Source organism: Pseudomonas sp. FA-1, from assembly GCF_056856075.1.
Genome location: NZ_JBWXTH010000001.1, coordinates 196,929 through 213,002, shown reverse-complemented (window position 1 = coordinate 213,002; position 16,074 = coordinate 196,929). Strand labels below are relative to the sequence as shown.

At 64.6% G+C, this 16,074-nt stretch carries 10 protein-coding genes; 3 read left to right on the top strand and 7 right to left on the bottom strand.

The window, feature by feature from the left end; translation table 11 throughout:
• Positions 1-26 precede the first annotated feature (26 nt).
• From AC1MHZ_RS00955 to AC1MHZ_RS00935, 5 genes are all read right to left on the bottom strand, one after another.
• Complete coding sequence (locus AC1MHZ_RS00955; protein ID WP_324816183.1) at positions 27-1,208, bottom strand: BaiN/RdsA family NAD(P)/FAD-dependent oxidoreductase; 1,182 nt, start codon at positions 1,206-1,208, stop codon at positions 27-29.
• Between the two features lie 148 nt (positions 1,209-1,356).
• The gene (gene dbpA / locus AC1MHZ_RS00950; protein ID WP_324816192.1) at positions 1,357-2,694 is read right to left on the bottom strand and encodes an ATP-dependent RNA helicase DbpA; all 1,338 of its coding nucleotides are present in this window, start codon (positions 2,692-2,694) and stop codon (positions 1,357-1,359) included.
• A gap of 112 nt (positions 2,695-2,806) precedes the next feature.
• Positions 2,807-4,234, bottom strand: coding sequence for a multidrug transporter subunit MdtD (gene mdtD / locus AC1MHZ_RS00945; RefSeq protein WP_084854078.1), 1,428 nt, complete (start codon positions 4,232-4,234; stop codon positions 2,807-2,809).
• A gap of 66 nt (positions 4,235-4,300) precedes the next feature.
• The gene (locus tag AC1MHZ_RS00940; RefSeq protein ID WP_324817808.1) at positions 4,301-5,629 is read right to left on the bottom strand and encodes a TldD/PmbA family protein; all 1,329 of its coding nucleotides are present in this window, start codon (positions 5,627-5,629) and stop codon (positions 4,301-4,303) included.
• Positions 5,629-7,071: a TldD/PmbA family protein gene (locus AC1MHZ_RS00935; protein ID WP_084854082.1), complete on the bottom strand. Its 1,443-nt coding sequence runs from the start codon at positions 7,069-7,071 to the stop codon at positions 5,629-5,631. The genes AC1MHZ_RS00940 and AC1MHZ_RS00935 overlap by 1 nt, the downstream gene beginning before the upstream one ends.
• Before the next feature lie 346 nt (positions 7,072-7,417).
• Between AC1MHZ_RS00935 and AC1MHZ_RS00930 the strand changes: the two genes are divergently transcribed.
• On the top strand, positions 7,418-8,014 hold the full coding sequence (locus tag AC1MHZ_RS00930; protein ID WP_143515142.1) for a hypothetical protein: 597 nt from the start codon (positions 7,418-7,420) through the stop codon (positions 8,012-8,014).
• Between the two features lie 555 nt (positions 8,015-8,569).
• Here AC1MHZ_RS00930 and AC1MHZ_RS00925 read toward each other — a convergent pair.
• A complete protein-coding gene (locus AC1MHZ_RS00925; RefSeq protein WP_084854085.1) occupies positions 8,570-9,028 on the bottom strand; it encodes a hypothetical protein in 459 nt (152 codons plus the stop codon).
• 215 nt (positions 9,029-9,243) lie between these two features.
• Entirely contained in the window at positions 9,244-13,194 is a 3,951-nt protein-coding gene (gene putA / locus AC1MHZ_RS00920; RefSeq protein WP_084854087.1) for a trifunctional transcriptional regulator/proline dehydrogenase/L-glutamate gamma-semialdehyde dehydrogenase, read from the bottom strand.
• Between the two features lie 355 nt (positions 13,195-13,549).
• Here putA and putP point away from each other — a divergent pair, with 355 nt between their 5' ends.
• Together putP and AC1MHZ_RS00910 are read left to right on the top strand one after the other, a co-directional pair.
• Positions 13,550-15,028 carry a sodium/proline symporter PutP gene (gene putP / locus AC1MHZ_RS00915; protein ID WP_084854089.1) on the top strand — a complete coding sequence of 493 codons (1,479 nt, stop codon included), beginning with the start codon at positions 13,550-13,552 and terminating at the stop codon, positions 15,026-15,028.
• A gap of 178 nt (positions 15,029-15,206) precedes the next feature.
• Entirely contained in the window at positions 15,207-16,043 is an 837-nt protein-coding gene (locus AC1MHZ_RS00910; protein WP_368829469.1) for a 23S rRNA (adenine(2030)-N(6))-methyltransferase RlmJ, read from the top strand.
• Positions 16,044-16,074: the final 31 nt, after the last annotated feature.

Below are 16,074 nucleotides of genomic sequence, written 5' to 3'. Positions count from 1 at the left end.
TTCCGTGCTGCTGAAAGGATTCTACTCTACACGAACTGCGCCGCGGCGTTGGCCGAAGCCCAGGCCCATTGGAAGTTGAAACCACCCAGGTGGCCGGTCACGTCCAGCACCTCGCCGATGAAATACAGCCCCGGGCTCTTGAGCGATTCCATGGTCTTGGACGAGACCTCGCGGGTATCCACGCCGCCCAGGGTCACCTCGGCGGTGCGGTAGCCCTCGGTACCGGCCGGCACCACCTGCCAGGCCGACAGTCTTTCGGCGACCTCGGCCAGTTCGGCCGGGGTGTACTGCTTCATCGGTTTGGAGACGAACCACTGCTCGGCCAACAGGTTGGCCAGTTTGCGGGTGAACACCTCGGCTAGCACGGTCTTGAGCTCGGCATTGGCGCGCTCGGCCTGGACCTGCTGCAGCCAGGCCAGTGCATCGCGGTCCGGCAGCAGGTTGAGTTCGACCGTGTCGCCGGCCTCCCAGAACGAGGAGATCTGCAGGATCGCCGGGCCGCTCAGGCCGCGGTGGGTGAACAGCAGGTTTTCCCGGAAGCTGGTGCCGTTGCAGCTGGCGATGCAGTCCAGCGAGGTACCGGAAAGCTCGGTGCACAGTGCCTTGAGTTGAGGCTCGGTGATGGTGAACGGCACCAGGCCGGCACGCGTGGGCAGCAGGCTGTGGCCGAACTGGCGCGCCACCTGGTAGCCAAAACCGGTGGCGCCCAGGGTCGGAATCGACAGGCCGCCGGTGGCGATCACCAGGGACTGGCAGGCGAACTGACCGGCGCTGGTCTGCAGCAGGTAGCCGCTCTGGGTCTTTTCGATCTGTTCGATGCTGGTGTGCATGCGGATCTCGGCGCCGGCCTCGTCGCACTCGGCCAGCAGCATGTCGAGGATGTCGCTGGCCTTGTTGTCGCAGAACAGCTGGCCGAGCTTCTTCTCGTGGTAGGGCACGGCGTGCTTGGCCACCAGCTCGATGAAGTCCCACTGGGTGTAGCGGGCCAGGGCCGACTTGCAGAAATGCGGGTTATGCGAGAGGAAGTTGGCCGGCTCGGTGTACAGGTTGGTGAAGTTGCAGCGACCGCCACCGGACATGAGAATTTTCTTGCCTGGCTTGTTGGCATGGTCGAGCACCAGCACGCGGCGGCCGCGGCGGGCGGTGAGCTGGGCGCACATCAGGCCGGCGGCGCCAGCGCCGAGGATGATCACGTCGGTGGAATGCACGGTGTAAACCTGTCTGGACTCGAAGATGAAGCGCTGAACCTGTGGGAGCGGGCTTGTCCCGCGATGGCCTCTCGGCAGGGATGACTCAGTGGCCTGAGCTGACGCTATCGCGGGACGAGCCCGCTCCCACAGAAGACATGCGTTGCTTTCAGATGATGCGGACTTTCAGGGACCGGCCCTTGATCTTGCCGCTGTTGAGCCGCTGCATGGCCTGCTTGGCCACCGCGCGCTCCACGGCCACGAACGCCTGGAAGTCGAAGATGGCGATCTTGCCCACCTGTTTGCCGGGGATACCGGCATCGCCGGTCAGCGCGCCGAGGATATCGCCTGGGCGCAGCTTGTCCTTTCGGCCGGCGGCGATGCACAGGGTGGTCATCGCCGGCAGCAGGGGCTCGCCCCCTTTGCTTTTCAGGCTGTCGAGCTGCTCCCAGCGCAGCGGGCGTTTCTGCAGGTCTTCGATGGCCTGGGCACGGTGGCCTTCGGCGGGCGCAACCAGGCTGATGGCGATGCCTTTCTCGCCAGCGCGGCCCGTACGGCCGACGCGGTGCACATGGATCTCGGCATCACGCGCCAGTTCGACGTTGATGACCATGTCCAGGCCATCGATGTCCAGGCCCCGGGCGGCCACGTCGGTGGCAACCAATACCGAGCTGCTGCGGTTGGCGAACATCGTCAGCACCTGGTCGCGGTCGCGCTGCTCCAGGTCGCCGTGCAGGGCCTGGGCGACGATGCCCTTGGCGGTCAGGTGGGCGACCAGGTCCTCGCACTGCTGCTTGGTGAAGCAGAACGCCACGCACGATTGTGGGCGGTAATGGCCCAGCACGCGGGTGACAGCTTCCAGGCGTTGCTGCGGGTCGATCTCGATGAAGCGCTGCTCGATCTGGTTGTCGGCGTGCAGGCTTTCGACCTTCACCTGCTGTGGCGTGCGCATGAAATCGGCGGCCAGTTGCTCGATGCCGGCCGGGTAGGTGGCCGAGAACAGCAGGGTCTGGCGGCGCGACGGGGTCTTGCCGATGATGCTGGCGATGGCGTCGAAGAAGCCCATGTCGAGCATGCGGTCGGCTTCGTCCAGCACCAGGGTATTGAGCCCGTCGAGCACCAGGGTGCCCTTGTCCAGGTGCTGCTGCACCCGACCCGGAGTGCCGACGATGATGTGCGCGCCATGCTCCAGCGAGGCAATCTGCGGGCCGAGGGACACGCCGCCGCAGAGGGTGAGGATCTTGATGTTGTCCTCGGCCCGGGCCAGGCGACGCAATTCCTTGGCCACCTGGTCGGCGAGCTCGCGGGTGGGGCACAGCACCAGGGCCTGGCAGCCGAAGTAGCGCGGGTTGATCGGGTTGAGCAGGCCGATGCCGAAGGCGGCGGTCTTGCCGCTGCCGGTCTTGGCCTGGGCGATCAGGTCCTGGCCCTTGAGGATGACCGGCAGGCTCTGGGCCTGGATCGGCGTCATCGAGGTGTAGCCGAGGGCGTCCAGGTTGGCCAGCATGGCAGCGGACAGCGGCAGGGTGGCGAAGGCGGTGGAGTCGGTGGTCACGAGGCGGGCCTGCGTTGCGAAGCGAAAAATGCCGAACAGTCTACCAGCCTCGTGGCCATTCGCCCTACGACTCCATGTGTGCTTCCTGACGACGGGCACGCCTTCCGTCCGTCGGCGCGAGCTGCAGGAAGATCGCCGCCGCCAGCATCGCCATCAGGCCTATGGTCAGGAAGGTCAGTTGGAAGGCGCCCAGGGTGCTTTCCACGCCCTCGGCGCTGCCGGCTGCGCTGAAGCCGCCGAGCAGGGCGCCGGCGCAGGCCACCCCCAGGCTCAGGGACAGTTGCGCGACCACCGACAACAAGCTGTTGCCGCTGCTGGCGTGGGCGTCGTCCAGGTCGATCAGGGTCACGGTGTTCATGGCCGTGAACTGCATCGAGTTGACCGCCCCGAGCAGGGCCAGTTGTACCAACAGCAGGGCATAGGGCGTCCGTTCGTCCACCAGCCCCAGGCTGGCCAACAGCGCACCGAGTAGCAGGGTGTTGCCGGTGAGGATGATGCGGTAGCCGAAGCGCTCGATCAGCGGCCTGGCGATGGATTTGGCCAGCATCGCCGCCGCCGCCAGCGGGATCATGCTCATGCCGGCTTCGGCCGGTGAGTAACCCAGCGCCACCTGCAACAGCAGCGGCACGAGGAAAGGCAGGGCGCCGCTGCCCAGGCGCGCGAACAGGTTGCCCAGGATACCGATAGCGAAGGTGCGCACGCGGAACAGGCTGGGCGGGAACAGCGGCTCCGGGTCGCGCCCGGCGCGCAGCCAGTACGCGGCCAGGCACGCCAGGCCGGCGAACAGCAGGAGCATGACCCGCAGGTGTGGCAGGTGCAGCTCGCCCAGGCCCTCCATGGCGATGGTGATCAGCACCATCGCCGCGCCGAACAGGATGAAACCAGGGCCGTCGAACGTGGTGCGTTCGACGCCGCGCAGGTCGGGGATGAACTTCCACACGGCATAACAACCCAGTGCGCCGACGGGCAGGTTGATCAGGAAGATCCAGTGCCAGCTGAGGATTTCCACCAGCCAACCGCCCAGCGTCGGGCCCAGCAGGGGGCCGAGCAGGCCGGGGATGGTGACGAAGCTCATGATTCGAACCAGCTCCGAGCGTGGGTAGGCGCGCAGCACGACCAGCCGGCCGACCGGCAACATCAGGGCGCCGCCCAGGCCTTGGATGACCCGGGCAAGGATCAGGAAGGTCAGGCTGTTGGCCATGGCGCACAGCAGCGAGCCGAGGCTGAAGAGGATGATGGCGCTGAAGAAGATGCGCTTGGTGCCGAAACGGTCGGCGATCCAGCCCGAGGCAGGGATCAACAAGGCGACGGTGAGCATGTAGGCGATGATCACGCCCTGCATGCGCAGCGGGTCTTCGGCCAGGGAGCGGGCCATGGCGGGCAGGGCGGTATTGAGGATGGTGCCGTCCAGGGACTGCATGAAGAAAGCGATCGCCACCACCCAGGGGATCCAGCGGGCGGTGACAGGGTCCAGCGGGGCGCGTTCGGGCATGACGTCCTCGGTTGTCAGGATCCGGCCCTTTCGCGGGTGAACCCGCGAAAGGGCCGGACAATCCAATCACAATGTCAGTGTCAGGGCTTTGACCAACGCCCCCGGTAAATGACTCGATCCAGTGCTGCGTTGGCCATAGGTGCTGGTCGACAGGATCAACTCCCGCTCACGGGTCAGGTCTTCCAGCTGGCTGCCCAGCAGGGTGTACAGGCTGTCATCGAAGCGCATGGTGCTCACCGGCCCCTGGATACGACCTTCCTCGACCCAGAAAGTGGCGAAACGGGTCAGCCCGGTCATGCGCGCGGCCGGCAGGTCGGAGTAGTTCAGGTACCAGAGGTTGCTGATGTACAGGCCCGTGCCCAGCCGCTCGAGGACCTGCGCCGATGCCAGCTGCCCCGGCGCCAGGCTCAGCGCACAAGGCGACTCGTAGCCGTCGGCGCCGTTGGCCTGCAGTTCGAACTCGACAGCGCTGCGTGCGCTGACCAGGCGCTCCAGAGCGCGGCCCTCGCTGATCAGACGCAGGTCCTGGCGAGGCGAGCCCTCATCGGAAAACGGCGGGCTCAGCGAACCGCTGACCTGTTCGTCGAAGCTGACCAGTGGGCTGAGGCAGGCATCGCCGTTGTACAGGCGCTGCAGCGCGCTGTTACCGGTGGCCAGCGCTTGGGCGGAAAAGCCGCCCCAGCAGAGCATGCCGGCGATCTCGTCCATGGCCGCTGGGGCCAGGTAGGCCCGGTAGCGGCCGGGCTTGAGGGTGATGGCCGGGCGCCCCAGGAATGCCAGTTGCTCACGGGCCTGGCGTAGACGTGCGACGAAGTGTTCAGCATTCCAGGCCTGGCCTGCATAGTTGGCCTTGACTGCCTGGCCGTTGGCATGGAACAGGCTCCAGTCGAAGTTGAAGCTGTTGGCCTGGTGCCAGCCGAAGGCTCCGAATGAGCTGGCAAAGCCGTGGCAGATGGGGCCTGCGGCATAGATCCCGACCAAGTCCAGGTCGCCGGCCTCGCGCTCGACCAGTGCCAGCACTTCGCTCAGTTCCGGTAGCGGCTCCTGCAGCAGGCTGTGGCTGTGCCAGGCGCTTTCATCGAGCCTCAGGTAAGGGTCGGCCGGGAGCAGCGGCAAGGTCTGGCGCAACTGTGCGAGACCGTCGCGCAGGCGTTGGCTGTCGAGGGTGGCGTCGTCGCCCAGAGTGACCTGCTGCTGCGCCTGGCGGCCATCGCGCACCAGTCGCAGTTGGACGCTGGCCTGGCTGACCAGGCCAGCCTGGCGCACCTTGGCATGGTTCAGGCGTACGAACTGCGAGTGCTCGGCACTGTAACCGAGAGTGAAATGCTCCCCAGGCTCGATGGCACTGCGCAGGGTGCCGAGCAGGTCTTCGAAACGTTGTTGGTAGCGGGCCATCAGGCGTCCCCTCCGAATACGTCGATCTGGCGGAACACGCAGGCCGGCGAGGCGTGGCCGACCCGTACTACCTGGTTGGGTTCGCCCTTGCCGCAATTGGGCGTGCCGAGCACCTGGAAGGTGCTGTGGTCACCCACTGCGGACAGGTTGCGCCAGAAGTCGGCGGAAATGCCGCGATAGTTAGGGTTCTTTACCACCCCCTTGAGCTCGCCATCTTCGATCAGCTGACCCCACTCGCAGCCGAACTGGAACTTGTTGCGCGCATCGTCGATGGACCAGGAGCGGTTGGTGCGCATCAGGATGCCGCGCTCGATACCGGCGACCAATTGCGCGAGCGTCCGGTCGCCGGGTTCGATATTGAGGTTGGCCATGCGGTCGATGGGGGCACGGTTCCAGCCGCAGGCCCGGCTGTTGGCCACGCCCTCCAGGCCCGAGCGGTATTGCGACAACGCCCCGCCCAGGGGGCGCAGCAACAGGCCGTCGCGGATCAGGTACTGCTTGCTCGCCTGGGTGCCATCGTCATCGAAGGCATAGCTGGCCAATTCTTCGCCGATGGTGGGGTCGAAGGTCACGTTGAGCAGCGTCGAGCCGTATTGCAAGTGACCGAAGTCGCTCGCCTTGACGAAGCTGGTGCCGGCGTAGTTGCGTTCGTCGCCCAGGATGCGGTCCATCTCCAGCGGGTGGCCGATGGATTCGTGGATCTGCAGCATCATTTGGTCGGGCATCAGCAGCAGGTCGCGAGGGCCGCTGGGGGTATTGGGTGCCAGCAGCAATTGCAGGGCTTGGTCTGCGATGCGGCGGGCGGCACCGACCAGGCCGCAGCGCTCGATGACCTCGAAGCCGCCCTGCTGGCCGAAGTTCTCCCGGCCCAGGCTGCGGCATTGACTGTCCAGGCCATCGCTGGCGGTCACGCTCAGGCCGGGGAACAGGAAGCGTTGGGCATGGCGCAGTTCGGCACCGGCCGAGTTCAGGTAGGTCTGCTCGACCAGGCTGGTGCCCAGGCTCGCCTGCCAGTCCACCAGGCGGCTGTCCCTGGGTACGCTGGCCGATTCGCTGGCGAGAAGCTCGAGGCACTCGGCCAGGCTTGGCAGGGGCTGGTCGAAGTTGGGCGAGACATGGTCGTGACGCCGGCTTGTCACCGGCTGGTCGCGTAGATCAAGCAAACTGTGGGCAGCGATGGTGCGGGCCAGGGCTTCGGCCTGCTCCAGGGCTTGCTGCAGCCCGGCCTGGGACAGGTCGGCGGTGGCGGCATAGGCCTCGACGCCATTGACGCGCACGGTGAGCATCGCGCCTTCGTCCTGGCTGAAAGAGGGCGGTTCGGCCACATTGCGGCGCACCGACAGGCTCTGGTGCGACTGCTTCACATGGCGCAGGGAAAACATCTCGGCCGAGCTGCGCAGCGCTTTGAAGCGTTGATGCAGCAGGGCGCTGGAATCGAACATGCGGGAACCTCCGGTGCGCGGTGGCTCCCCCTAGAACCACCCTCATACATTGCCTTGGCGGCTAGGGGCTTGGCCTGGGGCGATGTCTGGACATTATGGCAGCCCGGTACTTGTCGGTCAGGAATTAACGCGCAGCCGACCTCGTTTCCAAGGCGAACCGGCAGCCTCACTGGGATCGCGGTGGTCGCGGCGGGGATCGCCATCAGCTGTGATAGAGCGACACGGGTGAAGTTACATTCCGTCAATTTTTTTTGCGAACGGTCCGATGCAGGTTTGGGAACGGTCTTGCTGCACGACTTTTACGCATCGTTTTTGATGACGGCTTTCTTGAACGAAGGTCGTTGTCATGCCCAACACAAGTGTTTCTATGGAATCCCTCTCGGCCTCGACCCCGGCTGAGCCGCTTCCGCGTTTTCAGGTAGTCGCCATTCCCAAGCTCATCCTGATGATAATGCTCTCCATGGGCAGCTACATGACGTACTGGTACTACCGGCAATGGTTGTTGTACCGACAGGAGCAGGGTGTCCGGCTGGTCCCGCTGTTGCTTTGCCTGTTCGGTGGGCTGCTGCTGTACCCGTTGCTTACGCGGGTAGCGCGGTATGAGCGCGACGCGGGGCGATCGGTAGACTGGTCGCCATTGGGGATTACCTTGATGCTATGGCTGCCTCACGTTGCCTTGTTCTGCGCCTGGGTTCTTCTCGGGATGCAGGTGCAAGAGGCCGGTGTGACGCCCGCGACCGTGCGATACGTGTTCGCCGTGGCGGTGTCGGTTCTGCTTTGCCTGAGCCTTCCCTTGGTGGCCATGGTCAAAGTTCAGCAGGTGATCAACGTGTCACAGGGCGATTCATTGGGGCGTGGCAACGCGACGCTGACGGTTGCCAACCTGGTATGGATTCTCATGGCCCTGTTCGTATTGGCGGCATGTTGTGGCCGCTCGATTTGATTTCGCGGTGAGTCCGTTCGTGTCGCTAGCTCGACGCTGATCGATGCCTGTACTGGCCCGGGTAAATCGGACCGCCGCGCAGGGATTTCGTAAGTCTTGAGAGCGGCGCAATCTCGGTGGGAGCTGGCGGAGCCTGCGATGGGCTGCAAAGCAGCCCCAAGCCCTCGAACGGTGGAGCCCCTCCAGACTCAAGGGGTCGCTTTGCGGCCCATCGCAGGCTCCGCCAGCTCTCATAGAACAACGCATGACCATTTGATTTGCGGCACCCTGTGGGAGCGGGCTTGTCCCGCGATTAGGCCGGGCCCGATATCACCGTCGCCTGGCAAGGGCTTCGCCCTTGATCGCGGGACAAGTCGGACCGCCGCACCGCCGCTCCCACAGGGGCGGCATTGGCCGCTTGTTCTCTGCGCGACAGCGCAGCCCGAAGGGCTGGGTAATCTCCCACGAAGCAAGCGGAGCCCGGGCCGTATTGCGAATGCAATTGAGCTTGTCCAGCACCATAGAATCTCCCACAGAGGCGGCGCTAGCCACTTGTTCTCTGCCCGCAGCGCAGCATTAGAAGGGGGGGCGATCGCCCACAGGCACAGCGCGCGCGACCTTTCGTGTCCCGAAGAACCAGAGCGACCAGAGCTTCAACACTTCACACGCCACGACCACCGCCAAGAACAGCACCGGGCTGCCTGAGGGGGTGTAGCCCGGGTAGAGGGAGATCAATGATACCGAGGGTATGAAAAACAACACTCGCGCGGGCGATTGCAACCACACCAGCCATTTCACGCTATCGCGTTGGGCCAGGAACAGCCCGCAGCTGACCAAGATCGAGAGCAGCAATGCCCAGCGCACCAGAAAGTACAGGGTAAACCACCCGCCCTGCGAGTCCATGACGGCGGAAATTTGCAGCAGACCGCTGATGAAGGGGACCCCGCCATTGGCGATAGTTGTGATCACATGCTGCGCCACCAGCAGCGCATCGAACACACCCCAGCAGTACCAGACGATTCGCTTTCCGTTCATGACCTACCTTTTGCCTCCAGCGCTTCAGCCCGGTCAGGGGGCCGGGCAGGAATCAACTGGCACGGTATCGTCCCGGTGCCGCTCCGACAAGCGAAAGCGACCCGGTGTTCATGCCAGGCATCGATCCAGATGCAGCTTTAGACCACATCGACTTCTAGGTCCTGATCATGAAAAAGGGAGAGCCAAGGCTCTCCCTTTTTCTTCGCTCGCTACTATCAGCCGATGGTCATCAGGCTGGCGTTACCACCCGCCGCAGCGGTATTCACGCTCACTGCCCGCTCGATCACCAGGCGCTCCAGGGCGATCTGGTGATCGCCACTGGACAGCCCATGCACACCGACGATGGCACCGGCGCGCTTGGCCACCTGCTCGCAGACGCTGCGCAGCTGGTCGGAGTCGCCGTGGTGGATGACCGCGTCGAAGGCCACTTCGTCCTTCTGCCAGTCGGCCACCAGCTTGACCTTGGCCTGCAACTCCTTGGGCAGGCGGGCGCGCAGGCTCTTGGCCGGCTCGCCGTCGGTCCATACTGCCGAGCTGCCCACGGCCAGCACGGCGGCGAACTGGGCCAGCAGGTCGGCCTCGTTGTCGGCCAGGCACAGCACGTGCTCACGCGGCAGTACGGTGTAGGTGTTGCGCTCGCCGGTCGGGCCTGGCAGTACGCGGGTGATGCCACTCTGGGACTGCTCGGCGAATTGCTCGCACAGCGTGGCCAGCTCGGGCTGGTTGCTGCCAGCCCAGGTCTTGAGGGCGTGCAGCGGCTTGATCAACTGGTCGCGCAGGGCACTGTCGACCTTGCTTTCACCATCGGCGCGCTGGAAGTGGCGGGCGATGGCGTCGGCCGGGCGGGTCGACAGCAGGCGGTAGAGGTACAGCGGGCCACCGGCTTTCGGGCCGGTGCCGGACAGGCCTTCACCACCGAACGGCTGCACGCCCACCACTGCACCGACGATGTTGCGGTTCACGTACATGTTGCCGGCATTGACGTTATCCACCACCTTGGCGATTGTCTCGTCGATGCGGGTATGCACGCCCAGGGTCAAGCCGTAGCCGGAGGCGTTGATCTGCTCGATCAGCTGGTCGAGGTCCTTGCGGTTGTAGCGCACCACGTGCAGCACCGGGCCGAAGATCTCGCGCTTGAGCTCGTCGAAGCTCTCCAGCTCGATCAGGGTCGGCATGACGAAGGTGCCGCGCTTGCATTCCTCGCTGTTGGCGATGGCTACCTGATAGACCGCACGGCCTTTCTCGCGCATGCCCTGGATGTGCTTCTCGATACCGGCCTTGGCCTCAGCATCGATCACCGGGCCGATGTCCACGGACAGGCGCTCTGGGTTGCCCAGGCGGCTTTCGGCCATGGCGCCCTTGAGCATCTCGATCACGCGGTCGGCGGAGTCTTCCTGCAGGCACAGCACGCGCAGGGCCGAGCAACGTTGGCCGGCGCTGTCGAAGGCCGAGGACACCACGTCGATCACCACCTGCTCGGTCAGCGCCGAGGAGTCGACGATCATGGCGTTCTGACCGCCGGTCTCGGCGATCAGCGGGATCGGGCGGCCCTGGGCATCCAGGCGACCGGCGATATTGCGTTGCAGCAGGCGCGCCACTTCGGTGGAGCCGGTGAACATCACGCCTTTGACGCGCTCGTCGCCGACCAGGCCGGCACCGACGGTCTCGCCGCGGCCAGGCAGCAGTTGCAGCACGCCTTCAGGGATGCCGGCTTCGAGCAGCAGGCGCACGGCCTGGGCGGCGACCAGTGGGGTCTGTTCGGCCGGTTTGGCCAGTACCGGGTTACCGGCGGCCAGGGCGGCAGCCACCTGGCCGGTGAAGATCGCCAGCGGGAAGTTCCACGGGCTGATGCACACCACCGGGCCCAGCGGGCGGTGGGCGTCATTGCTGAAGTCGTTGCGTGCCTGGACGGCGTAGTAGCGCAGGAAGTCCACGGCCTCGCGCACTTCGGCGATGGCGTTGGCGAAGGTCTTGCCGGCTTCGCGCACCAGCAGGCCCATCAGTGGCTGGATCTCGGCTTCCATCAGGTCGGCGGTGCGCTCGAGGATCGCGGCGCGTTCGGCCGGCGGTGTGGCCTGCCAGATCGGCGCGGCATTGAGCGCGCACTGGATGGCATTGTCGACATCGGCGACGGTCGCTTCCTGCACGTGGCCCACCACATCGCGGTGGTCCGACGGGTTGAGCACCGGCGCGGCCGGCTGCTCGCTGGCGGCGCAGGCCAGCAGCGGGGCAGCCTTCCAGTCGTTGTGGGCGGTGGCCAGCAGGGCGCAGGACAGCGACGCCAGGCGATGCTCGTTGGCCATGTCGATACCGGCCGAGTTGGCCCGCTCGTTGCCATAGAGGTCGCGTGGCAGCGGGATGCGCGGGTGCGGCAGGCCGATCTGGCCTTCCTGGGTAGCCATGCGCTCGATGCTGGCAACCGGGTCGGCGACCAGTTCCTGGATGGAGATCGAGTGGTCGGCGATGCGGTTGACGAACGAGGTGTTGGCGCCGTTTTCCAGCAGACGGCGGACCAGGTAGGCCAGCAGGGTTTCATGGGTACCGACCGGTGCATAGACGCGGCACGGACGGTTCAGCTTGCCTTCGGAAACCTTGCCCACCACCTGCTCGTACAGCGGCTCGCCCATGCCGTGCAGGCACTGGAACTCGTACTGGCCCGGGTAGTAGTTCTGGCCGGCGATGTGGTAGATGGCCGACAGGGTGTGGGCGTTGTGGGTGGCGAACTGCGGGTAGATGGCTTCGGGTACCGACAACAGCTTGCGTGCGCAGGCGATGTAGGACACGTCGGTGTACACCTTGCGGGTATAGACCGGGTAGCCTTCCAGGCCTTCGACCTGGGCGCGCTTGATCTCGCTGTCCCAGTACGCGCCTTTCACCAGGCGGATCATCAGGCGGTGGCGGCTGCGCTTGGCCAGGTCGATGACATAGTCGATCACGTACGGGCAACGCTTCTGGTAGGCCTGGATGACGAAGCCGATGCCGTTCCAGCCGGCCAGCGACGGCTCGAAGCACAGGCGCTCGAGCAGGTCCAGGGACAGCTCCAGGCGGTCGGCTTCCTCGGCGTCGATGTTCAGGCCGATGTCGTATTGCTTGGCCAGCAGGGTCAGCGACAGCAGGCGCGGATACAGCTCTTCCATCACGCGCTCGTACTGGGCGCGGCTGTAACGCGGGTGCAGGGCCGACAGCTTGATGGAGATGCCTGGGCCTTCATAGATGCCACGACCGTGGGAAGCCTTGCCGATCGAGTGGATCGCCTGCTCGTAGGAGGCCAGGTACTTCTGCGCGTCATGTTCGGTCAGGGCAGCCTCGCCGAGCATGTCGTAGGAGTAGCGGAAGCCCTTGGACTCGAAGCGGCTGGCGTTGGCCAGGGCTTCGGCGATGGTCTCGCCGGTGACGAACTGTTCGCCCATCAGGCGCATGGCCATGTCGACACCCTTGCGGATCATCGGCTCGCCGCTCTTGCCGATGATGCGGGTGAGCGAGGAGGTCAGGCCGGATTCGTTGTGAGTGGAGACCAGCTTGCCGGTCAACAGCAGGCCCCAGGTGGCGGCGTTGACGAACAGCGACGGGCTGTTGCCCAGGTGCGGCTGCCAGTTGCCGGTGCTGATCTTGTCGCGGATCAGCGCATCGCGGGTACCCTTGTCGGGGATGCGCAGCAGGGCCTCGGCCAGGCACATCAGGGCCACGCCTTCCTGGGACGACAAGGAGAATTCCTGCAGCAGGCCTTGGACGATACCGGCACGACCACCGGTGCTCTTCTGGTTGCGCAGTTTCTCGGCGATACCGGCGGCCAGCTTGTTGGTGGCATCTGCCTGCTCGACCGACAGGCGAGCCTGCTCGAGCAGCATCGGTACCACTTCCGGCTCGGGGCGGCGGTAGGCGGCGGTGATGGCCGAGCGCAGCACCGATTGCGGCAGGATGCTCTCGGCGAACTCCAGGAAGCACTGGTGGCTGTGGTCGGGCTGGACTTCGCCGGCGTCATCGCCAGCGGTGCTGCCGTGGCCGCTCAGTTCATTCAGGGTGGCGCCACCCTCGAGCTTCTCCAGGTAGTTGAAGATCGCTTGCTTGATCAACCAGTGCGGCGTGCGGTCGATGGACTGCGCAGCTGCTTTGAGTCGCTCACGGGTCGGGTCGTCGAGTTTGACCCCAAGGGTGGTCGTCGCCATTTTTTATCCTCGTTATTGCCACGGGTGTGGCCTAAGCTGGACGCAAGATTAGCTGTAGGACAAATCAGGTGCAACCGGGTGCAACCCGATTTTTATGTTGAAAAGGTGCAACTCGTCTGGAGGCTTTTCTTACGCGACGAAAAGGCACGTTCTTGGTGCGTTTTCTTCTGAAAACCATTGTCTATGCTCCAAAAAGATACAAAAAGCAGGATTTTTCTGAAAATGCCCGAATGGGTGCAACTTGCCATTGAAAAATGGTTGCACCTGATTCGCGTTGTTGCATAGGATTCGTCGCCTAGGTGCAACCGCCGTCCGGGCGGTCGCTAAACATAAAAACAAATGCCAGGGCACAACCATGGGCAATCCATTGACGATCACTTTCGTGATCTATATCGCAGTAATGGTGCTGATCGGCTTCGCCGCCTATCGCTCCACCAAGAACCTCTCCGACTACATTCTCGGCGGCCGTAGCCTCGGCAGCGTGGTGACCGCGCTTTCCGCCGGTGCCTCCGACATGAGCGGCTGGTTGTTGATGGGCCTGCCTGGGGCCATCTATTTCGCGGGTCTGTCCGAGGCCTGGATCGCCATCGGCCTGACTGTCGGCGCCTATCTCAACTGGCTGTTCGTCGCTGGCCGCCTGCGTGTGCAGACCGAACACAACGGCGACGCGTTGACCCTGCCGGACTACTTCTCCAGCCGCTTCGAAGACCAGTCGGGCCTGCTGCGGATCATCTCGGCCATCGTCATCCTGGTGTTCTTCACCATCTATTGCGCCTCCGGCATCGTCGCCGGCGCCCGCCTGTTCGAAAGCACCTTTGGCATGTCGTACGAGACCGCCCTGTGGGCCGGTGCCGCAGCGACCATCGCCTATACCTTCATCGGTGGCTTCCTGGCCGTGAGCTGGACCGACACCGTGCAGGCTTCGCTGATGATCTTCGCGCTGATCCTCACACCGGTCATCGTGCTGATCTCTACTGGCGGCTTCGATGCGACGTTCCAGGCCATCGAGCTGCAAGATCCGACGAACTTCGACATGTTCAAGGGCGCGACCTTCATCGGCATCGTCTCGCTGATGGGCTGGGGCCTGGGCTACTTCGGCCAGCCGCACATCCTGGCGCGCTTCATGGCCGCTGACTCGGTTAAATCCATCGCCAAGGCTCGCCGTATCTCCATGACCTGGATGATCCTGTGCCTGGCCGGTACCTGTGCCGTAGGCTTCTTCGGCATTGCCTACTTCTCGGCGCACCCCGAGGTAGCAGGCCCTGTCACCGAGAACCACGAGCGTGTGTTCATCGAGCTGGCCAAGATCCTGTTCAACCCCTGGATCGCCGGTGTGCTGCTGTCGGCCATCCTGGCTGCGGTGATGAGCACCTTGAGCTGCCAGCTGTTGGTGTGTTCCAGCGCCCTGACCGAAGACTTCTACAAGGCCTTCCTGCGCAAGGGCGCTTCCCAGCGTGAGCTGGTCTGGGTCGGTCGTCTGATGGTCCTGGCCGTGGCGCTGATCGCCATCGCCATGGCCGCCAACCCGGAAAACCGCGTGCTGGGCCTGGTGGCCTATGCCTGGGCCGGCTTCGGTGCCGCCTTCGGACCGGTGGTGCTGATCTCGGTACTGTGGAAGGGCATGACCCGCAACGGCGCCCTGGCCGGTATCGTGGTCGGTGCGCTGACCGTGATCCTGTGGAAGAACTACGTTGGCCTGGGCCTGTACGAGATCATCCCGGGCTTCCTGTTCGCCAGCATCGCCATCGTCGTGGTGAGCAAGCTGGGCCGTCCGTCGACCAGCATGGTCTCGCGCTTCGAGAAGGCTGACGCGGCGTATCACGCTGACAAGTAATACCTGTCGAATAGGAGTCGGCCCCATCGCCGGCAAGCCGGCTCCCACAGCAAGCACTGGCCTGAAGGTTCCAGGGTTTCTGTGGGGGCCGGCTTGCCGGCGATGAGGCCAACTCTGACATCCAGGCCTGACGCCACCTGCATGACAAGGTAAACTTGCCATCCCCGCAGGAGTCGCCATGAACTATCGTCACGCCTTCCACGCCGGCAACCACGCCGACGTCCTCAAGCACATCGTGCTGACCCGCCTCATCGCCTTGATGTCGCGCAAGGAACAGCCCTTCGCCTATATCGACACCCACGCCGGCCTTGGCCTGTATGACCTGCAGGGTGACCAGGCGACCCGTACCGGTGAATACCTCGAAGGCGTCGCCCGCCTGTGGAACCGCGATGACCTGCCGGCCGTCACCGCCGATTACCTGCGCATCATCAAGCGCATGAACCCCGACGGCGAGCTGCGCTACTACCCGGGCTCCCCGGAGCTGGCGCGGCGCCTGATGCGCCAGCAGGATCGCGCGCTGCTCAACGAGAAGCACCCCGAGGACGGCCCGCTGCTCAAGGACAACATGAAGAAGGATCCGCGAGTGATCGTGCACCTGGGCGAGGGTTGGCATGTTCCCCGGGCCTTGCTGCCAGTACAGGAAAAGCGCGCCGTGATGTTGATCGACCCGCCCTTCGAGCAGGCCGATGAGCTCAAACGCTGCACCGTGGCGATGAAAGAAGCGATCGGCCGCATGCGCCAGACCGTCGCGGCGATCTGGTACCCGATCAAGGACCAGCGTTCACTGACCCGCTTCTACCAGGACCTGACCAGCACTGGTGCCCCCAAGCTGCTGCGCGTCGAGCTGTACGTGCACCATCAGGACAGCCCGCAGGGGCTGAACGGTTCGGGCCTGGCCATCGCCAACCCGCCGTGGGGGTTGGAGGATGAACTCAAGGAACTGCTGCCCTGGCTGGCCAAGGAGCTGGCACAGACCGCCGGCAGCTTCCGCCTGGACTGGCTGATCGCCGAATAATCTTGATTCCTGTGCCGGCGATGAGGCCGGT